17 protein-coding genes are annotated in these 21,222 nt (G+C 63.5%); 10 read left to right on the top strand and 7 right to left on the bottom strand.

The genetic code is table 11. The features are described 5' to 3' along the window. Window positions 1-39 precede the first annotated feature (39 nt). From P6U25_RS35205 to P6U25_RS35195, 3 genes are all read left to right on the top strand, one after another. Entirely contained in the window at window positions 40-807 is a 768-nt protein-coding gene (locus tag P6U25_RS35205) for an ABC transporter permease (RefSeq protein ID WP_407152703.1), read from the top strand. Between the two features lie 127 nt (window positions 808-934). After that, window positions 935-2,263, top strand: coding sequence for a polyhydroxyalkanoate depolymerase (locus P6U25_RS35200; RefSeq protein ID WP_407149324.1), 1,329 nt, complete (start codon window positions 935-937; stop codon window positions 2,261-2,263). Between the two features lie 198 nt (window positions 2,264-2,461). Beyond that, a complete protein-coding gene (locus tag P6U25_RS35195) occupies window positions 2,462-3,301 on the top strand; it encodes a M48 family metallopeptidase (protein ID WP_407149323.1) in 840 nt (279 codons plus the stop codon). 202 nt (window positions 3,302-3,503) lie between these two features. On the opposite strand, the gene P6U25_RS35190 is transcribed toward P6U25_RS35195, so the two are convergent. Continuing rightward, complete coding sequence (locus P6U25_RS35190) at window positions 3,504-5,732, bottom strand: transglycosylase domain-containing protein (RefSeq protein ID WP_407149322.1); 2,229 nt, start codon at window positions 5,730-5,732, stop codon at window positions 3,504-3,506. 236 nt (window positions 5,733-5,968) lie between these two features. Between P6U25_RS35190 and P6U25_RS35185 the strand changes: the two genes are divergently transcribed. Continuing rightward, window positions 5,969-6,394 (top strand): DUF1330 domain-containing protein, encoded by a 426-nt coding sequence (locus P6U25_RS35185; protein ID WP_407149321.1) that lies wholly within the window; start codon window positions 5,969-5,971, stop codon window positions 6,392-6,394. Between the two features lie 291 nt (window positions 6,395-6,685). Here P6U25_RS35185 and P6U25_RS35180 read toward each other — a convergent pair whose 3' ends face one another. Then, on the bottom strand, window positions 6,686-7,912 hold the full coding sequence (locus P6U25_RS35180) for an ABC transporter substrate-binding protein (RefSeq protein ID WP_407149320.1): 1,227 nt from the start codon (window positions 7,910-7,912) through the stop codon (window positions 6,686-6,688). Between the two features lie 403 nt (window positions 7,913-8,315). Further along, entirely contained in the window at window positions 8,316-9,536 is a 1,221-nt protein-coding gene (locus P6U25_RS35175; protein WP_407149319.1) for an ABC transporter substrate-binding protein, read from the bottom strand. Window positions 9,537-9,734: 198 nt separating this feature from the next. Here P6U25_RS35175 and P6U25_RS35170 point away from each other — a divergent pair, with 198 nt between their 5' ends. Beyond that, complete coding sequence (locus P6U25_RS35170; RefSeq protein WP_407149318.1) at window positions 9,735-10,259, top strand: methylated-DNA--[protein]-cysteine S-methyltransferase; 525 nt, start codon at window positions 9,735-9,737, stop codon at window positions 10,257-10,259. 715 nt (window positions 10,260-10,974) lie between these two features. Here the strand turns inward: P6U25_RS35170 and P6U25_RS35165 are convergent. The 4 genes from P6U25_RS35165 to P6U25_RS35150 form a co-directional block, all read right to left on the bottom strand. Further along, on the bottom strand, window positions 10,975-11,364 hold the full coding sequence (locus tag P6U25_RS35165) for a response regulator transcription factor (RefSeq protein ID WP_407149317.1): 390 nt from the start codon (window positions 11,362-11,364) through the stop codon (window positions 10,975-10,977). Window positions 11,365-11,463: 99 nt separating this feature from the next. After that, window positions 11,464-12,138: a response regulator transcription factor gene (locus P6U25_RS35160; protein ID WP_407152702.1), complete on the bottom strand. Its 675-nt coding sequence runs from the start codon at window positions 12,136-12,138 to the stop codon at window positions 11,464-11,466. After that, on the bottom strand, window positions 12,132-13,469 hold the full coding sequence (locus P6U25_RS35155; RefSeq protein WP_407152701.1) for a PAS domain S-box protein: 1,338 nt from the start codon (window positions 13,467-13,469) through the stop codon (window positions 12,132-12,134). Before P6U25_RS35155 ends, P6U25_RS35160 begins: the two co-directional genes overlap by 7 nt. Window positions 13,470-13,723: 254 nt before the next feature. Then, complete coding sequence (locus P6U25_RS35150) at window positions 13,724-16,516, bottom strand: [protein-PII] uridylyltransferase (protein ID WP_407149316.1); 2,793 nt, start codon at window positions 16,514-16,516, stop codon at window positions 13,724-13,726. 195 nt (window positions 16,517-16,711) lie between these two features. Between P6U25_RS35150 and P6U25_RS35145 the strand changes: the two genes are divergently transcribed. The 5 genes from P6U25_RS35145 (at window position 16,712) to P6U25_RS35125 (ending at window position 21,046) form a co-directional block, all read left to right on the top strand. Further along, on the top strand, window positions 16,712-17,686 hold the full coding sequence (locus tag P6U25_RS35145; RefSeq protein WP_407149315.1) for an aliphatic sulfonate ABC transporter substrate-binding protein: 975 nt from the start codon (window positions 16,712-16,714) through the stop codon (window positions 17,684-17,686). A gap of 213 nt (window positions 17,687-17,899) precedes the next feature. Beyond that, window positions 17,900-18,751: an ABC transporter permease gene (locus P6U25_RS35140; protein ID WP_407149314.1), complete on the top strand. Its 852-nt coding sequence runs from the start codon at window positions 17,900-17,902 to the stop codon at window positions 18,749-18,751. Continuing rightward, complete coding sequence (locus tag P6U25_RS35135; protein ID WP_407149313.1) at window positions 18,751-19,536, top strand: ABC transporter ATP-binding protein; 786 nt, start codon at window positions 18,751-18,753, stop codon at window positions 19,534-19,536. The genes P6U25_RS35140 and P6U25_RS35135 overlap by 1 nt, the downstream gene beginning before the upstream one ends. A gap of 56 nt (window positions 19,537-19,592) precedes the next feature. Then, entirely contained in the window at window positions 19,593-20,102 is a 510-nt protein-coding gene (locus tag P6U25_RS35130; protein WP_407149311.1) for an OsmC family protein, read from the top strand. A 140-nt stretch (window positions 20,103-20,242) separates the two neighbouring features. Beyond that, window positions 20,243-21,046 (top strand): hypothetical protein, encoded by an 804-nt coding sequence (locus tag P6U25_RS35125; protein ID WP_407149310.1) that lies wholly within the window; start codon window positions 20,243-20,245, stop codon window positions 21,044-21,046. Window positions 21,047-21,222 lie beyond the last annotated feature (176 nt).

The following is a 21,222-nucleotide window of genomic DNA, read 5'->3' as shown; positions in this document are numbered from 1 at the left end:
CGGCAGCAGCACCGGATTTCTCTGCAGCGCATCAACGCGATGGTGCTGCGCTATTGGTATCTGTTGATGTCGTCATGGCCGCGGCTGCTGGAACTGGTCTACTGGCCGGCGCTGCAGATCATCACCTGGGGCTTCCTGCAGACCTACATCTCACAAACCTCGGGCTACTTCGCCAAGGCCGGCGGCTCATTGATCGGTGCCGTCATCCTCTGGGACATTCTGTTCCGTGGCCAGCTCGGCTTTTCGATCTCGTTTCTGGAAGAGATGTGGGCGCGCAATCTCGGCAACCTGATGATGAGCCCGTTGAAGCCGATCGAGTTCCTGCTCTCGCTGATGATCATGAGCCTGATCCGGCTCGCCATCGGCATCATCCCGATGACGCTGATGGCGCTGTTCTTTTTCGGCTTCAATTTCTACGCCATCGGGGTGCCGCTGATCGCGTTCTTCTGCAATCTGATCTTCACGAGCTGGTCGGTCGGCGTGTTCGCCTCGGGCCTCGTGCTGCGCAACGGTCTCGGCGCAGAAAGCATCGTCTGGACGCTGATGTTCGCGGTGATGCCGCTCGCCTGCATCTACTATCCGGTCGAGGTGCTGCCGGTCTGGCTGCAATATGTCGCCTGGGCCCTGCCGCCGACCTATGTGTTCGAGGGCATGCGCGCACTTCTGATCGACCACATCTTCCGCGCCGACCTGATGCTCGATGCGCTGCTCATCAACGCGGTCCTGTTCGCCGCATCCTTTGCGGTCTTCCTTGCCCTCTTGCGCAGTGCCAAGCGTCACGGGTCGCTGCTCAGCGCTGGTGAATAAATGTCACTTTCCCAAGGAATTTCGCCCCTTTAGGCGAATCTTGCCCCCAAATGTGTCCAGCGGCGCATTGACGCATTATTTTGCATTGGTCAGTATGCTGCGGCGCAAAACAGGGGTCTGAACGACGATGCCGATTGGTGAATTTGGCGGGGCACCGCCACTGGTGGCGGAAGGCAGTCCAGCACTCACGACGCCGCTCTACTGGATGTACGAGATGGCGCATGCCTCGCTCAATCCGGCGCGCGCGGTGACCGACGCCACCAAGATTCTGTTCCAGAATCCGCTCAATCCGTGGACGCATACCGAGTTCGGCAAATCGATTGCCGCCGCATGCGAGCTGTTCGAGCGTACCACGCGCCGCTACGGCAAGCCCGAATGGAACCTGCCGACGACCGAGGTGAATGGCATCCGCACCGCGGTCGAGGTCCGTTCGATCTGGGAAAAGCCGTTCTGCCGCCTGCTGCACTTCGATCGAAAGCTGACGCGGCCGTTGCGCGCGCCCCAACCACGCGTGCTGATCGTGGCGCCGATGTCGGGCCATTATGCGACACTGCTGCGCGGCACGGTCGAGGCATTCCTGCCGACGCATGAGGTTTACATCACCGACTGGGCGGACGCGCGCATGGTGCCGCTCGCGGCCGGCCGCTTCGATCTCGATGACTACGTCGATTACGTCATCGAGATGTTGCACACCCTGGGCGGCAACATTCACGTCATCGCGGTGTGCCAGCCGTCGGTGCCGGTGGTCGCGGCCGTGTCCGTCATGGAAGCGAACAAAGATCCCTTCGTGCCGCTGTCGATGACGTTGATGGGCGGGCCGATCGATACACGGCGCAATCCGACCGCGGTCAACAACCTGGCCGAAGAGCGCGGCATCGATTGGTTCCGCAACAACGTCATTACCAAGGTGCCATTCCCGCATCCCGGCGTGATGCGCGACGTCTATCCGGGATTCCTGCAGCTCAACGGCTTCATCAGCATGAACCTTGATCGGCACATGGACGCGCACAAGGCGCTGTTCGCCAATCTGGTGAAGGGTGACGGCGATCTCGTCGACAAGCACCGCGAATTCTACGATGAATATCTCGCGGTGATGGACCTCACGGCAGAGTATTACCTGCAGACCGTCGACCTTGTGTTCGTCAAGCACGCGTTGCCGAAGGGCGAGATGACCCACCGCGGCAAGCCGGTCGATCCGTCGAAGATCCGGCGTGTTGCGCTGATGACGGTGGAAGGCGAAAAGGACGACATCTCCGGTCTCGGTCAGACCGAGGCAACGCACGCACTCTGCACGGCGATTCCCAATCATCGCCGCGTGCATTACGTGCAGAAGGGGGTCGGCCACTACGGCGTGTTCAACGGCTCGCGTTTCCGCTCCGAAATCGTGCCGCGCATCTCCGATTTCATGGTTTCAGCCGCCAATACGCGGCTTTCCCTGGTCGCAGCGGCCGAATAGGTATCATTTCGGCTGCGATTTCGGTCGCAGCATAAGCTGCTGAATTGACTAAAAGAATTCCGATTCTAGGCACGCTCAAGGGATGAGTTTTCGCTCATTTCTTGAGCGTAGCTTCTAATCGTGATTCATTGGAAAAATTCCGGTTCCAGCCCCAGCCCATAGGGGGCGAGAATCAGCCGACCCCTGTATATTGGGCAAATGATTTGTTTTTGCGCCGAGCCATTCCGCTGGCGGCGGATATGGCAGAGTTCGGGTGAACTCCTGCTCCCCGGACTCTCAGACATGGCTACTCGTGCGCTCCTCTATCGGCGGCCCGCCGAACCCGCGACCCTTTTGGTCAGGCACGGCTCTCAATTCTTCACCGTCAGGCTTCGCAGACACAGGCGCGCGCGCCGTTACACACTGAGAATCCATCCGACCGACCGTGAAGCAATCCTGACAATGCCGCCGCGCGGCACGATCGTGGAAGCCAAGGACTTTGCGAACCTCCACGGTGGCTGGATCGCCGCCCGTCTCGGTCGTCTGCCAAAGGCTGCGCCCTTTCAACCCGGCACATTGGTGCCGTTGCGCGGGGTACATCATCGCCTCGTTCACCGCGCCGGCGAACGCGGCACGGTCTGGACCGAGACGCGAGACAGCGGCGAGAAAGTGCTGTGTGTTGCCGGTGGCGTCGAGCACATGGACCGTCGCGTGCATGACTTCCTCAAGCGCGAGGCGCGCAAGGACCTGCAAAAGGCCGCGCAACTCTACGCCGCGGAACTTGGCGTCCGGGTGCGACGAATCTCGATTCGCGATCAATCCAGCCGCTGGGGTTCATGCACCTCGGCCGGCTCGTTGTCGTTCTCGTGGCGGCTGATTCTTGCCCCGCCCTTCGTGCTCGACTACCTCGCGGCTCATGAAGTCGCTCATCTCGTCGAGATGAACCACTCGCCGCGGTTCTGGAGGGTGGTCGACAAGGTCTGTGTGTCGGTCGACCGCGCCAAGAACTGGCTCGACACTCACGGCAACGACCTGCATCGCTACGGGATTCTGGATTAGTCGACGGTCGTGTCCAGACTGAACTGTCATCGCCCGCGAAAGCGGGCGATCCAGTATTCCAGGGACGTCTGTGTCTAAACCGAGAGCCCACGGCGTACTGGATCCCCCGCATTCGCGGGGGATGACGATCATGTTGTCAATGGAAGCGCTGCTGGTAGATGGGGTAACGGGGCCCGTTACTCCATCTACGAGCTGAAAGCGCTCAGCGACGTCCGCCGAACAGGCGATCCACCAGCCAGCCGTCCAATCCGGCGGCGGCTTCGGGCCGCGCGTTCGGGTTGGGCGGTGCGGCCGAGGCGCGCACCGGAGCCGGTGATCGATAATAGCCGCCGCCGGCTTGGGGCACCGGGACTGGCGGTGATTGCATCTGGGCCGCTGGGACTGATGGCGGCATGATCTGCGAGGAGATCTGGACCAGGTTCGCCGGTCCCCAGTTGCCTTGCGAGTTCGGGATGGAAGCGACCGGCACGCCTTGATGTGCGGCCTTCATGAAGCGCGACCACACCTCCACGGGAAGACCGCCGCCTGTCGCCTTCCGGGTCGGCGTGTTGTCGTCATTGCCGAGCCAGACGCCGGTAACGAGATTAGCGGTGTAGCCGATGAACCAGGCGTCGCGATAATCCTGACTGGTGCCGGTCTTGCCGGCGGCCGTCCAGCCGGGGATCTCGGCCTTGCGGGCAGTGCCGGAGATCAGCGTTTCCCGCATCATGCTGTTCATCATCGCATCGTAGCGCGGCTCGATCACCTGGTTCGGCGGATCGGCCGGACGGTCGTAGAGAACCTTGCCCGTGCTGGTCTTGATCCTGGTCACCACATGCGGCGACACCGCGTAGCCGCCATTGGCGAACGGCGCATAGGCACCGACCAGTTCGAGCACGGACACTTCGGACGTGCCGAGCGCAATCGAGACATTCGGTTCGAGCTTCGAGGAGATGCCGAGCCGGTGCGCGGTGCGCACCACGTTCTTCGGGCCGACTTCGAGCCCCAGCCGCACCGCGACCGTGTTGAGCGACATCGCCAGCGCCTGGGTCAGCGTCACCGAGCCGAAATATTCGTGGGTGTAGTTCTCGGGCTTCCATCCCTTGATGTCGAGCGGGGCGTCCTGACGGATCGTGTCCGGCGTCAGGCCGGATTCCACCGCGGTGAGATAGACGAACGGCTTGAAGGCCGAGCCGGGCTGCCGCTTCGCGGTGACGGCGCGGTTGTACTGGCTTTCGGCGTAGTTCCGGCCGCCGACCATGGCGCGCACCGCGCCATCAGGCGACATCGCCACCAGCGCGCCCTGGCTGACATTGAACTTCACGCTCTTGGCCGCGAGCTCGTCGATCACGGCGGCTTCGGCGATATTCTGCAGCTTCGGGTCGATCGTGGTCTGCACCACGATATCCTGGTCGATCTGGCCGACCAGATCGTCCAGCACCTCGCTGATCCAGTCGGCGACATAGTTGACGGTGCCGGCGCCGGGCGGCTTCACGTTGAGCAAGGGCTGGCCCATCGCGGCTTTGGCCTGCGCCTCGGTGATGAACTTGGCGTCCGCCATCGCTGCCAGCACGACCTGTGCGCGCTGCTCGGCGCCTTGCGGATTGCGGTTCGGTGCCAGCCGAGACGGCGACTTCACGAGGCCCGCGAGCACCGCGGCTTCCGCCAGCGTCACGTCCTTCGCCGACTTGCCGAAATAGCGTTGCGCCGCGGCCTCGACGCCGTAGGCGCCCGAGCCGAAATAGACGCGGTTGAGATAGAGTTCGAGGATCTCGTTCTTGGAACGCTTGCGCTCCAGCCACAGCGCGAGCTCGGCCTCCTGCAGCTTGCGCTGGACGGTGCGCTCCTGGGTGAGGAACAGGTTCTTGGCGAGCTGCTGCGTCAACGTCGAGCCGCCCTGCGAGACGCCGCGATGCATCAGGTTGGCCACCGCCGCGCGCAGGATGCCGAACGGGTCGATGCCATAATGCGAATAGAAGCGGCGGTCCTCGATGGCGATGAAGGCTTTCGGCAGATAAGGCGGCAGATCCTTCAACGTCACGTTGGCGCCGGCCATTTCGCCGCGCTGTGCCAGCACGCTGCCGTCGAGGCCGACGATCTGAATGGTCGGCGGGCGCTTCGGGATTTCCAGCGACTGGATCGGCGGCAGATGTGCGCCGACCCACACCACGACACCGATCACGGCGATGCACGCCCACAGCCCGAGCACCGCACCCCAATAGAACAGGCGGCCGATGCCGAAGCCGCGCGACTTGCCGCGGCGCTTGCTTCCGCCGCGCGGGGCGCGCGGTTTCTCGCCTGAATCTGTTTTCTTGGGCTTGGATTTGGCGGGCTTGTCGTCGCCGCCGCCTGGAATGCGATCATCGGGCGACAGTCGCAGGTCGGCAAGCGCGGCCGGAAGCCCGAACAGCGGCTCCTTGCGCGCTCCGCCTTTCTTCCGTCCCCACGCCATCCACAACGCTCACACCGGCGCTTCAGTTCTGATCGAATCGGAACCGAAGCTCTGGATTCTTGGTTTGACGCGTTTTCTTCACGCGAACCGGTATCCACTTCGCTCGAAAACGCTCTCGTCCGGCGCGAAACTAGCGCTCCCGGTTTAAGGGGCGGTTACGCAAAGTTTAACGCGGGATTAGGAGGTGAGGCGGCGCGTGCTAGATAGGAGTGGAACAAGCAGCAAAGGAGCGCCGCATGGGCCATATCGATCCGACCAAGGACGTCTTCGCTCAGTTCCGTGACAACAATCGGCCGGGCCCGATTCACATGCTCAACCTGGTGCGCTTGCGCGAATGGGCGGCCTATCCCGACGGCCGCAAGGCGACCGGTGCCGAAGCCTATGCTGCTTACGGCCGCGAAAGCGGCCCGGTGTTCGAGCGGCTCGGCGGTCGCATCGTCTGGCAGGGGCGGTTCGAGTTGATGCTGATCGGCCCGCAAGAGGAGCGCTGGGATCACTGCTTCATCGCGGAGTATCCGAGCGTCGGCGCCTTCGTCGAGATGATCCGCGATCCCGTCTATCGCGAGGCGGTGAAGCATCGCCAGGCCGCGGTGGAGGATTCCCGCCTGATCCGCCATGCCGTGCTGCCGGTGGGGAAGAATTTCGGCGAGATTCCGAAGTGACGATGTCGGCCATCGGCTGACATGCGTCATGCGCGGGCCCGACCCGCGCATCCATCGAAGAGAGTGGTTCTGGTCGATGGATTGCCGGGTCGAGCCAGCTTTATCGCCGTCATCCTGAGGAGCGCGTTCTTGCGCGCGTCTCGAAGGATGCACGGCCCGGCTGGTGGCCGTCGACCCTTCGAGACGCGCTACGCGCTCCTCAGGGTGACGGTGATGGGTCGAATGGCGAGGCCCAAAAAACAAATCGGCGGCCCGTAGGCCGCCAATTGCATTTTCAACCTGTGCGAACCACTAGCCCGCGGGGCCGGCGTCCTCGAGGATCGGGCCGAACAGCTCCCAGCGCTCGCCGTTGAACCGCATCATCTGAAGCTGCTTGTTGACGCGGTAGTCGTTCGGCGCAGTGTTACCCTTGATACCGGGCAGCGCCATGTCGAGTTCGACGTTTTTCAAGTTGGTCGCTTGCTTCAGCACGTTCTCACGCGTCAGATTGTCGCCGCACTGCTTCAGCACGTGCACCATCAATTGCGCGGTCGAGTAACCGTAAGTGTTGAAGTTCGAGTTCTTGTCGCCGTCCGGATAGTACTTGGCCATGAAGTCGAAATAGCGCTTCATGCCCGGATCGTCCTTCCACTGCGGATCGGCCGGATCCTTGCCGTAGTTGGTGCTGATCAAGCCCTTGGAGGCTTCGAGACCCGCCGGTTGCAGCACGGCGCCGACCGAGGTGGCGTTGATGTCGACGATCTGGATCGGATGCCAGCCCATTTCGTAGATCTTCTTGATCGCCTGCGCGGCCTGCTTCGGCGTCGAGGCCGAGAAGAACAGATCGGCGCCGGCATCCTTGATCTTGATGATCTGGGAATCGACGGTCGGATCGGAGACCTCGTAGGAGGCTTCGGCCACGATCATCTTGGCAGCCTTGTCGCCGAGGCCGGCCTTGATGCCGTTCAGATAATCCTTGCCGAGGTCGTCGTTCTGATAGAGCACGCCGATCTTGGCGTTCGGATGCTCCTTCAGGATGTACTGGCCGTAGATGCGGCCCTCGACGAAGTAGTTCGGGTTGAAGCCGAGCGTCCAGGGGAAGTTCTTCGGATCGGTGAACTTCGAGGCGCCGGTCGCGGCGAATAGCTGCGGCACCTTCTTGGCGTTGAGATATTTTTGCACGGCGGCGTTCGACGGCGTGCCGACGATCTGGAACGTCAACAGCACCTCGTCGCTTTCGACGAGCTTGCGCACCTGTTCGACGGCCTTGGGCGGCGAATAGGCGTCGTCATACTGGATCAGGTTGATCTTGCGGCCGTTGATGCCGCCCTGATCGTTGATCATCTTGAAATAGGCGGCCTGGGTCTTGCCGATGCTGGCATAGGCCGACGCCGGGCCGCTGAAGGGGACGGTCTGGCCGATCTTGATTTCGGTGTCGCTCGCGCCGGGATCGTACTTCTTCTGCGCCAGGGCCGGTGACGTCGCCAGCGCCATCGCCAGCGCCGTTCCCGTCACCAGGTGGAAAATCCCATTCCTCATAATGCTGCTTTCCTCACGTGATTGATGGTTGGCCGATGATCTCGTCCGCGGGTTCAAATTCCCGAAGGTGCCATCGCTTGCGACGGATACTGGAGGAACCCTTGTTGCAACGCAAGACGAGCGATGCCGAAAAAGCCAGCGATTTCAGTCAACCAAAGTAGGGGGCGGCGCAAAAGAAACCGGCGCGGCGGCAAGCGTTGCGCTCCGCTTCACCACACCCCGCCTGCGGGCAAGGCGGAGTCTCCGCGGGGCAGCCAGGTCCGCGCCCACGTCAGTCGTCATCGCCCGCGAAACAGCATGCGGGCGATCCAGAGACATTTGCAATTGAGCCGATAGGCCGCGGCGTACTGGATCCCCGCTTTTCGCGGGGATGACAGTGTGCGCAGTCTTGTCGCCGAGCGACCTAACCCGCCGGGCCGGTATCCTCGATGATCGGGCCGAACAGCTCCCAGCGCTCGCCGTTGAAGCGCATCATCTGCATCTGCTTGTTGATGCGATAATCCTTCGGTCCTGTCGTGATCGACATGCCGGGCAGCGCAAGCGACGGCACGAAGTTCTTCAGGCTGGTCACCTGCTTCATCAGGTTCTCGCGGGTGAGGTCGTCGCCGCACTGTTTGAGCACCTGGATCAGCAACTCGGCGGTCGAATAGCCGTAGGTGTTGACGGTGTTGAGCTTGTCGCCTTCCGGGTAATACTTGTCCATGAAGGCGAAATAGGCCTTCACGCCGGGATCGTCCTTCCACTGCGGATCGGCCGGGTCCTTACCGTAGTTGGTCGAGATGATGCCCTTGGAGATGTCGAGGCCGGCAGGTTTCAGCGTCGCCGACACCGGGCTCGCATTGATGTCGAGGATGTGGACCGGGTGCCAATCGAGGTCCGCGACCTTGCGGATCGCCTGCGCAGCGAATTTCGGCGTCGAGGCGTCGTAGAGCAGATCGACGCCGGCGGCCTTCAGCTTGACGATCTGGGAGTCGACGGTCGGATCGGTCAGCTCGTAGGAGACTTCCGCGACGATCATGCTCGCCGCCTTATCACCGAGCCCGCTCTTCAGGCCGGTGATGTAATCACGGCCGAGATCATCGTTCTGGTAGAAGATGCCGATCTTGGCGTTGGGGTGATTGGCCAGGATGTATTTGGCGTAGATGCGGCCCTCGGACTGGTAGTTCGGATTGAAGGCGATGGTCCAGGGGGCGGCTACCGGATCGGAGAAGCGCGAGGCGCCGGTCGAGGCGAGCAGTTGCGGCACCTTCCTGGCATTCAAGTATTTCTGCACGGCGGCATTCGACGGCGTGCCGATGATCTGGAAGGTGAACAGCACCTCGTCGCCCTCGACGAGCTTGCGTACCTGCTCGACCGCCTTGGGCGGCGAATAAGCGTCGTCATACTGGATCAGGTTCAGCTTGCGGCCGTTGATGCCACCCTGATCGTTGATCATCTTGAGATAGGCGGCCTGGGTCTTGCCGATGCCGGCATAGGCCGATGCGGGACCGGAGAACGGCACAGTCTGGCCGATCTTGATCTCGGTGTCGGTCGCACCGATGTCGTATTTCTTCTGCGCGGTAGCTGAAGTAACGGACAACGCGATCGCAAGCGCACTCGCAGCGAGCAATTGCACGCTTCTCATGTCGTGACCTCCCATGTTGCCGATGATCTTGTCCGCGGGAAGCTTTCCCCGTCGGATGTCATCGTTGCGGGGATGATGGAGGAAGGGGTAGGCCATTGCAAGGACGCCGGCTGCGCGCAGTGTCGCGGGATTCGGGTGGACGCCGGCGTCGGCAAGGTGAAAGTATCACCGCGCGAGATCGATTTCCGTGAGTTGACCATGGCTAAGCTGAAGACACCACAAATCTTCAACCTCGACCGTCTCAAGACCCCGATCGGAACCGCGCTGCTGGTGACCGATGACGACGGCATGCTGCGTGCGCTTGATTGGGACGACTACGAAGCGCGGATGCTCGAGCTGCTGCGGCTGCACTATGGCGCGGTGACGCTGCGGGACCGCCGTGCGCCGCACGAGCTTCGCGACGCCTTGAGCGGCTATTTCAAGGGCGACCTCGATCGGCTCGCCGAGATCAAATGGCGCGTCGCCGGCACCCCGTTCCAGCAGAAGGTATGGCACGCGCTGCCGAAGATTCCAGCCGGCACCACCATGAGTTACGGCGCCCTGGCGGCGAAACTGAAAGCGCCGAACGCAATGCGCGCCGTCGGCCACGCCAATGGTTCCAACCCGATCAGCGTCGTCGTGCCCTGCCACCGCCTGATCGGCGCCAACGGTTCGCTGGTCAAGTATGGCGGCGGACTGGAGCGCAAGCGCTGGCTGCTGCGCCACGAGGGGGTTGAGGTTTAGCGCGCTTGCGAAGAGCCGCGCCTGACGACTGATCAACGATCAATCCAGATCCTCGCTGAGCATGTTTCGCAGGTCGCGCACGATATAGAGGAATACAACCAGCGAAGGCACCCACGCGAGTATCGCTCCCACCAGCATCGCATCCACTGTCGTCATGGCGGCTCCTTTGAGCGTTCCCCGCTCGCGTCGCTAGATCAATTTCTTCGCTGCATCACCGGTTCGGGGCAGAGGGTAGAGCCATTTCCAATAGGCTCGGTTGCGCTCCAACTGCCGCTTGTAGGCCTCGCGGCACTTCGTCGAGCAAAACTGCTCAAAGTGCCAGCTCCGCCGGATCAGTCCGAAGGGGCGCCTGCACTCCGGATTGCAGCAACGGTTTGTCATGACGCGGCCTCCGCATTGGCTCGCTGCATCCAGCGAATGAAGTTCTGCTGACCCTTGTAGAGACACAGGCGCCCGCAGTAGCGTTCACTCGCCGGATTTCGCAGGGAGATGATCTTGGGATCTTCCCCGTCACACTCAGAGCAGCGCGGTTCTGCACGCATGGTGACCTCCCTCCGGGCAGCGGCCATCTTTCGATCACGATGTCTGATGCTGCCTTTCGCCATCCTCGAAGATGACGACGCCAAGCCTTGCGCCGTCGTCGCTTATCTTCAACTTGTCTAGATGTTTGCGGGGACTATCCTTGCGTATAGTCCGCCTGCAGCGTTCGGTTGACTCATTCGATCGCAGGTGCACCGACCTGGGCGAGGGCGGTATCAAGGCATCTGATCAGCACGTCCCCGTCGAACGGCTTGATCAGAAAGCAGATCGCCCCCGCCTTCAGAGCGCGGACGCGATCGCTCTCGACCGAGAAGGCCGTAATGAAGATGAATGGCAGGCGCCGCCCGTTGGCAAGCAGGTGGGCTTGCAGGTCGAGACCGCTCATGGCCGGCATTCTGACATCTGCGATCACGCACGATGTGTCGTTCAGGTGCTGCGACAGCAGGAATTCTTCCGCCGACGCGAATGTATGAACCATGTAGCCAAGCGACCTGACGAGATTGTAGGTCGCGGCACGAACCGACCCATCGTCGTCGACGATTGATATGACCGGCGGGTGAGGCAAGAGGATCCTTCCTGGGGGCGACTAAGGGAGCGTTCGCGGCGTCCGGTGCGGTCTTGCTGTTCGCACAGTGCGTCGCGAGGCCGCGCCAGAGAATCATACTTAGGTTTGCGGCCTGCCGGATGCGGGCCCAATCCCGAGCATTTGCGCCATCCGCACCAGGTCCGGCAACGACTTCGCTGCCATTTTCCGCATGATGTGCCCGCGGTGGATCTTCACGGTGATCTCGGCCACCCCGATTTCGGCCGCGATCTGCTTGTTCATGAGGCCCGCCGTGACGAGGGCCATCACCTGCCGCTCGCGAGGAGTGAGGTTGGCGAACGCCGCACGCAGATCGGAAAGGACCTTTGCCTCGTCGCGGCGGCCTCTGTCGCGCTCGATCGCGGTCGTGACCGCATCCAGCATGTCCTGATCGCGGAATGGCTTGGTCAGGAAGTCGACAGCTCCGGCCTTCATCGCCCTGACCGTCATCGGGATATCGCCATGGCCCGTCATGAAGATGATCGGGATATGAATGCCGGCCTTTGCCAGCTCGGCCTGAAAGTCGAGGCCGCTCACGCGCGGCAGCCTGATGTCAAGGATCAAGCAGCTCGGCGCGTCCGGAAGCTTGTGCTGCAGAAATTCATGCGCCGAGGTGAACACCTTGACCCGCAAGCCGACCGATCGGAAGAGATTGCTGAGTGCATCTCGCACCGATGCGTCATCGTCGACGACGAAGACGATCGGTTCCTCGGCGCTTGCAGGAGTGTGAGGCGATGCAGCGCGCCCGATCACGATGCACGGTCCTCCTGATACAATGGCAACGTGAACTGAAACGTCGCGCCCGGACCGGCGCTAGCGGCCATCGAGAGGCGGCCGCCATGGGCCTCGATGATCGAGCGGCAGATCGATAGCCCCATGCCCATGCCGGCGGATTTGGTGGTGAAGAAGGCATCGAACAACCGATCGGCATTCTCGGCGGCAACGCCGGTGCCGCAGTCGCTGACAGTGACCAGGATATGCCGGGCTTCATCCTGACGTGTTCGGATCACGAGTTCTCGCGGCCGATCCGTCACGCCCTGCATCGCCTCGATGCCGTTGATGACCAGATTGAGGATGACCTGTTGCAGCTCGATGCGATCGGCCAGGACCAGCGGCAGCCCGGGCGTGAGTTCCAGCCGCAGCGACGCCCGGTGGCTCAGCAGTTCGTGCTGCACCAGACTGATCACCTCGTTGACGACGTCATTGATGTCGAGCGGTGCTTTTTGCTCGACCGTCTTGTTCACCAGCGCGCGGACGCGCTGGATGATTTCGCCTGCCCGACTGCCGTCCTTGATGATCGCTTCCACCGCTCCGCGCGCTTCGTTCAGATCGGGAGGCGCCCGATCGAGCCAGCGCAGACATGCGGCGGCATTGGTAACGACGGCGGCTAGGGGCTGGTTCACCTCGTGGGCGATCGACGCGGCAAGCTCCCCCAGAGCCGTTACGCGCGTAACGTGCGCGAGATTGGCCTGAGATTCATGCAATTCCGCCTCGGCTCGCTTGCGCGCAGTGACGTCCTCGCATGCAATCAGCACGATCAATTGATTGTCGGGCCGCCGCACGGCCTTGGCATTTTCACGAACCCAAAGCCGCGAACCATCCTTGCGAACCTTCTGGATCTCCCAGCTCTGGGTTTGGCCAATATTGTCGAGACATGCTGCCACATTGCTCTGGACCAGGGGCCGGTCTTCGGCGGCAAAAACGGTCAGGACGGATTGCCCGAGCAATTCGTCGACAGAGTAGCCCAGTTGCGCCGCGCCGAACGTGTTGACGGACAGGACGGTGCCTGTTGCATCGACCATGAAGTACATCACCGGGTTATGCTCGAACACCTCCTTCCATTGCGCCTCGCCGTTGCGCAGCGCCTCGATCACGCGTTCCTCGTCCTTCGCGGAGTTCACCAGGCGCATCATGATCAATGTGGCGGCCAGCGAGGCGACAAGCAGCGCGGCGGCAACCAGATATGCGGTGGTCGCAGGCTGCGGACCAAGCACCAGCCAAATGCAGGCTGCTGTCCCGAGCGCCAGCACCATGCCGCCGAGCAGCCACTGCTCGGCCGGCCACTTCATCGTCGGATTACGCATCATCGGCAGCACAAAGCAATTGGCCATCGCGGGCCGCGCTGCGTCGCTAGGTGACCATTATCATCAGCGGCGACAACGTCGCCCTTCAAATATGCCGAATACTAGCAGCTTTGCTCAGGGGGTGCACTGTTCGATCTGGCCCTCTGCTGTCCGAGGCAAGTTATCTTGCCTTCCCGGAGGCAAGCCGGGCAGCGCAAACCGCAAAGCCGGGCCGATGCCGAACAGACCGATTGGACCTGCGGTCCCATGATCGCCGGTCATGCCGCAGGCTTCGCCGCCTGGTCCTCGCTCGACAGCAGATGCAGCACCGCACTCTTGATCGCGGCCTGCCGGGTCGGCGCGGTGATCTGGGCGCCGAGCAGGTCGGTGACATAGAACACGTCGCGGGCGCGCTCGCCGAAGGTCGCAACATGCGCGGAGGCGATGTTGAGGTTGAGCTTCGAGATCGCCGTGGTGAGCTGGTAGAGCAGGCCGGGCCGGTCGAGGCCGGAGACCTCGATCACGGTGTAGCGATCCGACCACTGGTTGTTGATGGTGACCTCGGGCTCGACGACGAACGGCCGCGCCTTGCTGCGCACGGCGCGCCGCGCCACCGCCTCGGGCAGCCGCAGCTTGCCCTCCAAGACGTCCTCGATCATCTGGCCGATCCGGGTCGCGCGGCGGCCCTCGTCCTCGTCGCGGTCGTATTCGCGCGAGATCGAGATGGTGTCGACGGCGCGGCCGTCGGTCGTGGTGTAGATCTGGGCGTCGACGATGTTGGCGCCGGCCGAGGCGCAGGCGCCTGCGATGATCGACAGCAGCCAGGGATGGTCGGTCGCCAGAATCGTCAGCTCGGTGACGCCGCGGACCTCGTCGAAGCCGACATTGATCGCGAGCTTGTGGCCGGCCTGCTCGCTGGCGCGGATGAAGCGCGCCTGGCGGATCTTGCGCGGCAGCTCGACCTTGAGCCAGTAGGCCGGATAGTGCCGGCCGATATAGGCGTTGAGTTCGGCTTCGGGCCATTCGGTGAACGCGGCGCGGAATTCGGCCTGCGCCACCGCGATGCGCTGGGCGCGGTTCACCTCAGAGAAGCCGCCGGTCAGCACCGGCTCGGTCTCGTAATACAGCGTGCGCAAGAGCTGCGCCTTCCAGCCGTTCCACACGCCGGGGCCGACGCCGCGGATGTCGGCGGTGGTCAGGATGGTCAAGAGCTTCATCTGCTCCACCGACTGCACCACGGCGGCGAAGTTCTCGATCGTCTTGCGGTCCGACAGGTCGCGCGATTGCGCCACCGTCGACATCGTCAGGTGCTCCTCGATCAGCCAGGCCACCAGCTCGGTGTCGGCCGGAGAGAAGCCGAGCCGCGGGCACAGCCGCCGCGCCACCTTGGCGCCCGCGATCGAATGATCCTCGGGCCGCCCCTTGGCGATGTCGTGCAGCAGCGTGGCGATATAGATCACCGGGCGGTGCTCGGGACGGATCTTGCGGAACAGATCGCTCGCGACCGTGAACTCCTCGTTGCCGCCGCGCTCGATCTCCTGCAGGAAGCCGATGCAGCGGATCAGATGCTCGTCCACCGTATAGTGGTGGTACATGTTGAACTGCATCATCGACACGATCTTGCCGAAGGCGCGGATGAACTGGCCGAGCACGCCGGTCTCGTTCATCCGCCGCAGCACGATCTCCGCGTTGTCGGAGGTCAGGATCTCCATGAACAGGCGGTTGGCTTCCTCGTTCTCGCGAAGCTCGGTATTGATCAGCTTCAGCGAGCGGGTCACCGTGCGCATCGCGTCGGGATGGAAGGCAAGGTCATTCTGCTGCGCGAGCCGGAAGATCCTGATCAGGTTGACCGGGTCGTGCTTGAAGACGTCGGGTGCCGCGAGGTTGATGCGGTTGTTGTCGACGATGAAGTCGTCGCTGCCGGTCACCCGCCGCCGCTTGGCGCCGGGCCGGAAGCGCGCCACCATGCGGCTCAGCACCGGCGCGGGTTTGTTGTGCTCCTCCTCGAGCCTGGCGCACAGGATCGCGGTGAGGTCGCCGACATCCTTGGCGATCAGGAAGTAGTGCTTCATGAAACGCTCGACGTCCTGCATGCCGGGATGCGAAGTGTAGCCGAGCCGCACCGCGATCTCGCGCTGCATGTCGAACGACAGCCGTTCCTCGGCGCGGCCGGCGAAGAAGTGCAGGTTGCAGCGCACCGACCAGAGGAAATCGGCGCAGCGGCGGAAGGTGCGGTACTCCTGCGCGTCGAACACGCCGCGTTCCAGCAGCTCGTCGGTCTCGCGCACGCGGTAGACGTATTTGGCGATCCAGAACAGGGTGTGCAGGTCGCGCAGTCCGCCCTTGCCGTCCTTCACATTGGGCTCGACCAGGTAGCGCGACTGGCCGGCGCGGCGGTGCCGCTCCTCGCGCTCGGCGAGCTTGGCGGTGACGAATTCGGAGGCCGTGCCCTGCACAACTTCCTTGTCGAAACGCCCGACCAACTCGTCATAGAGCGGCCTGTCGCCGGTCAGGAACCGGGTCTCCAGGATCGCGGTGCGGATCGTCATGTCGCCGCGCGCCTGGCGGATCGATTCGTCGACTGAACGCGTGGCGTGGCCGACCTTCAGCCCCATGTCCCAGAGGCAGTAGAGGATCGCTTCCGCCACCTGCTCGCCCCAGGCGGTCTGCTTGTAGGGCAGGATGAACAAGAGATCGATGTCGGATTCCGGTGCCATCAGCCCGCGGCCATAGCCGCCGGTCGCGACCACGGCCATGCGCTCGGCGCCCGAGGGGATCGGCGAGGGATAGAGGTGCTTGGTCGCCGCCTCATAGAGAAGGCGGATGATCTCGTCCTGCACGAAGCAAAGCCGTTCGGCGCAGCGGCGGCCGTGGCGGTCCTTCAGCAGCAGCGCCTGCGCCGTGGCGCGCGCCGCGATCAGTTCGGCCTTGAGCAGTTGCGCCATCGCGGCGCGAAATTGGTCCTCACGGCCGGCATGCTTCTCAGCGAGTGCATTGACCGCCGCGGTGATCCGCGCAGTCTCGAAACGATCATCCGCTGCAGGGCGGATCTCGGCTACGACGCTATCCATGCTTCCATCCGATAACGGACCGGGCGTTTGCTGTCACTGACCAAAGTATAAGGACAGCAGCTCCATGCTGTTTCATCGGCGAGGCGAGCAAGATCGTTCTCGCGCCGCCTTGCAAAGGGTAGAGATTTTCTCGTTGACCGCAAGACTAACGCATTGAAATAAAAGGATGTTTTTTATCAGGTCAAGGAGAGCGGAATGTCATTGGTGTCCCGGCGCGCGCTGGCCGCGCTGTTCGCGGTGTCGGCGCTGTTTCCCGGCACAGCCTTCGCTGCCGATACGCTGAAGGAGATCCGGATCGACTGGGCGACCTATAATCCGGTGTCGCTGGTCCTGAAGCAGAAGGGACTGCTGGAGAAGGAGTTCGCCAAGGACGGCATCAGCATCGTCTGGGTGCAGTCGGCCGGGTCCAACAAGGCGCTCGAATTCCTCAATGCCGGCTCGATCGATTTCGGCTCGACCGCGGGGTCGGCGGCGCTGGTGGCGAAGATCAACGGCAATCCGATCAAGTCGATCTATGTCTATTCGCGCCCCGAATGGACCGCGCTGGTGACGTCAAAGGATTCCAAGATCACCTCGGTCGCCGATCTCAAGGGCAAGCGCGTCGCGGTGACCCGCGGCACCGACCCGCACATCTTCCTGGTCCGCGCGCTGCTTGCCGCCGGCCTCACCGAAAAGGATATCACGCCGGTGCTGCTGCAGCACGCCGACGGCAAGACGGCGCTGATCCGCGGCGACGTCGACGCCTGGGCCGGGCTCGATCCGATGATGGCGCAGGCGGAGGTCGAGGACGGTGCGAAACTGTTCTACCGCAAGGCGGACGCCAACACCTGGGGCATTCTCAATGTGCGTGAACAGTTCCTGAAAGATCATCCTGACATCGTTCGCCGCGTGCTCGCCACCTATGAGGAGGCGCGGCAATATTCGCTGGCGAACTATGACGAGCTGAAGAAGACCTTCATCGCTGTCACCAGGCTGCCGGACGCCGTGGTCGACAAGCAGCTCAAGGAGCGCACCGAGCTGACCCACAGCCGCATCGGCGCCCCGCAGCGCGAATCGATCCTCGCCGCCGGCCTTGCCCTGCAACAGGCCGGCGTGATCGACGCCAAGACCGACGTGAAGGTCGCGCTGGATTCACTGATCGACGACCAGGTCCCGCTGCCGACGAATTAGCTCTGCCGTACCCTCTCCCCTTGTGGGAGAGGGTGGCTCCGCGAAAGCGAAGCCGGGGAGGGGTTCTCTCCGCACGGCACAAACTCGGCAGTGGAGAGAACCCCTCATCCGGCGCGGACTTCGTCCGCGCCACCTTCTCCCACAAGGGGAGAAGGAAGAGGGCGCCGGACTTTTTTCGGCTCCCTTGCAATCTCACGAAGAGTCTTTCCTGCGATGGCCATGACTGTTGACCTGCCTACGCTCCGAGAGAGCGATGCGACCGCGACGCCTGCAGCGCCGGCGCGATGGTCGCGTTGCGCACGGCCGGCGCTCGGGCTGGCGCTGCCGCTTGTGCTCGCGCTGGGCTGGGAACTCGCGGTCTCTCTCGGCTGGTCCAACGGCCGGCTGGTGCCGCCGCCGTCAAAGGTGTTCGCGACCATCGTCGAGCTAGCCCGGAGCGGCGAGCTGACGCGCCATATCCTCGCGACGCTGTGGCGCGTCGGCGCGGGCTTCGTGCTCGGCGTGGTCGCCGGCACGATGTTCGGCGCGATCTCCGGCTACTGGAATTTTGCCCGGCGGCTGCTCGATCCGACCGTGCAGGCGCTGCGTGCGATCCCATCGATCGCCTGGGTGCCGCTGTTCATCCTGTGGCTCGGCATCTTCGAGACCTCGAAGATCGCGCTGATCGCGGTCGGGGTGTTCTTCCCGGTCTATCTCGGCGTGATGGGCGCGATCCTGTCGGTCGATCGCAAGATCGTCGAGGTCGGTCGCGTCTACAGGCTATCCGGCTTTGCGATGATCCGCCGCATCCTGTTGCCCGCGGTGCTGCCGGCCTATGTGGTGGCGCTGCGTGTCGGGCTGGGCCTGGGCTGGATGTTCGTGGTTGCCGCCGAGTTCATGGGGGCCTCCGAAGGGCTCGGTTACCTCCTGATCGACGGCCAGCAGCTCGGCAAGCCGGCGCAGATCCTCGCTGCGATCGTGATCTTCGCCATTCTCGGCAAGCTCACCGACTGGCTGATCGAGATCGCAGCAACGCCGCTCTTGCGCTGGCAGGACGCGTTCGGCGGCGTGCCGGGAGGGCACTGATGCTGGCGCTGAAAGAGGTCGGCAAGACCTATCCCAACGGGGTCCATGCGCTGGAGCGCTTCTCGGCCGAGATCAAGCCGGGTGAGATCATCGCCATCATCGGCGGTTCCGGCTGCGGCAAATCCACGCTGTTGCGTGCCATCGCTGGGCTCGATCGCGCCACCACCGGCACGGTGACGCTGGACAATGCGGTGATCTCATCGCCGCACGCCAAGATCGGCATCATCTTCCAGGAACCACGGCTGCTGCCCTGGCTCAGCGTCGCCGACAATATCGGCTTCGGCCTCGCCGACCTTCCGTCCCGCGTCCGGCGCGAGAAGGTCGCCGCGGCGCTCGCCCGCGTCGGCCTCGCCGACAAGGCCGCGGCCTGGCCGCGCGAGCTCTCCGGCGGGCAGGCGCAGCGGGTCGCGATCGCCCGCGCTCTGGTGCCGCAGCCCGAGGTGCTGCTGCTGGATGAGCCGTTCTCCGCCCTCGATGCCTTCACCCGGCGCGATCTGCAGGACCATCTGCTCGATCTCTGGGCCGACACGCGCCCGACCTTGATCCTGGTCACCCATGACGTCGACGAGGCCGTGGTGCTGGCCGACCGCGTGATCGTGATGCGGCCACGGCCGGGCCGGCTGTTCGAGCACATCACCATCAATCTGGCGCGGCCGCGCGACCGCAATTCGGAGCTGTTCGACAGCTTCAAGCGCCGCGTGCTGACCGCGCTCGACCGCTCGCTGGACCGCAACGTGCCTGATGTCGCGGACAAATCGAGCGCCGGCGAAGCGATGTGGTGGTGACAGCGGCGCGTTAAGGCTTTACACCGGCATAAAGAACAATAGCCGGGAGCAGAACCATGGACTCCGCCGAACTCCGCGCAATGCAGGCCCCGATCAAGGAACGCTACAAGGCCGATCCGACGGCTGCCGTGATCACGCTGAAGGCCAAGGGCTCGATCGATAACGAGAGCATTTCCTGCAAGGTCGAGACTGGCCGCGCGCTCGCGGTCGCCGGCCTCCACCCCGCAACCGGCGGCTCCGGGCTCGAGCTCTGCTCCGGCGACATGCTGCTGGAGGCGCTGGTCGCCTGCGCCGGCGTCACGCTGAAGTCGGTCGCGACCGCCGTCGAGGTGCCGCTTAGGGTCGGCAATGTGTTTGCTGAGGGCGATCTCGATTTCCGCGGCACGCTCGGCGTCGACAAGGAAGCCCCGGTCGGCTTCCGCGAGATCCGCCTGCGCTTCGATGTCGGCACCGACGCACCGCAGGACAAGCTCGACCTGCTGCTCAAGCTCACCGAGCGCTATTGTGTGGTGTACCAGACCATCAAGAACGGCCCGAAAGTCACCGTCTCGATGCAGCGGGTGTGAACGGGTTTCATCGGTGTCGTCCCGGCGAAGCCGGGACCCATACGCCGTGCCTTCCCGTTGCGAGCCGCGCTGCCCGTCGACTTTCGCTCCCCACGACCAGTCGTGGTTATGGATCCCGGCCTTCGCCGGGACGACACAGTATGTCCCCCGATCTCCATTTCCTCCTCATCCTCGTGCTGCGCATGGCGGTTGCGGCGGCGTTCGTGGTCAGCGCGTCCATCATCACGGAGCGTTCGGGGCCGGTGATCGGCGCGCTGGTGGCAACCTTGCCGATCTCGGCAGGACCGTCCTACACCTTCCTCGCGCTCGATCATGATGCCGCCTTCATCGCCGAGGGCGCACTGTCGAGCCTGCCGGTGAATGCCGCGACCATCTATATGGGCCTCGCATATGCCGTGCTGGCGCAGCGTTGCAGCATGTGGATCAGCGCCGGCGCCGCGATCGCGCTGTGGCTGGTGCTCGCCACCATCATGCGCCAGTTCGAATGGTCGCTCGCCGGCGGGCTGATCGTCAACGCCATCACCTTTGCGATCTGCATCCCGCTGCTCAAGCCCTATCGGCACGTCGCCAAGATGCCGCTGATCGCGCGGCGCTGGTACGACATCCCGCTGCGCGCCGCACTGGTCGCAAGCCTGGTCGGGACCGTGGTGACGGCGTCGAGCTGGGTCGGTCCGCGCGTCACCGGCGTGATGGCGCTGTTTCCGATCGTGTTCTCCTCGATGATGCTGATCCTGCATCCGCGCATCGGGGGACCTGCCACCGCAGCCGTGCTCGCCAACAGCGCCTGGGGCCTGATGGGCTTCGGCCTCGGCGTTGCCGTGCTGCATGTCGCGGTGTTGCAATTCGGCTCGGCGATCGGCCTCTGCTGCGCGCTCGCCACCTGCATCGTGTGGAATCTGGTGCTGTGGTGGAACGGGCGGAGGAAAGCCGTGAAGGCGTCCTAACCTCCCCTTGAAAAGGGAGGTCGCTTTGCTCGCCAGAGCAAAGCGGGTGGGGGTCTGCGTTCTCCGAGAACAGCATCGTCTGCGGCTGACCCCCATCCCGACCTTCCCCCTTTCAGGGGGAAGGAGAAGGATCATCCGTAGCCCGGATGGAGCGGAGCGCAATCCGGGGCTTCCTG

Source organism: Bradyrhizobium sp. ORS 86 (genome assembly GCF_045571475.1).
In the GTDB taxonomy this organism is placed as follows: Bacteria; Pseudomonadota; Alphaproteobacteria; order Rhizobiales; family Xanthobacteraceae; genus Bradyrhizobium.
Note: the sequence above shows the minus strand (reverse complement) of the source record. Positions and strands in the feature narration are given on the sequence as shown.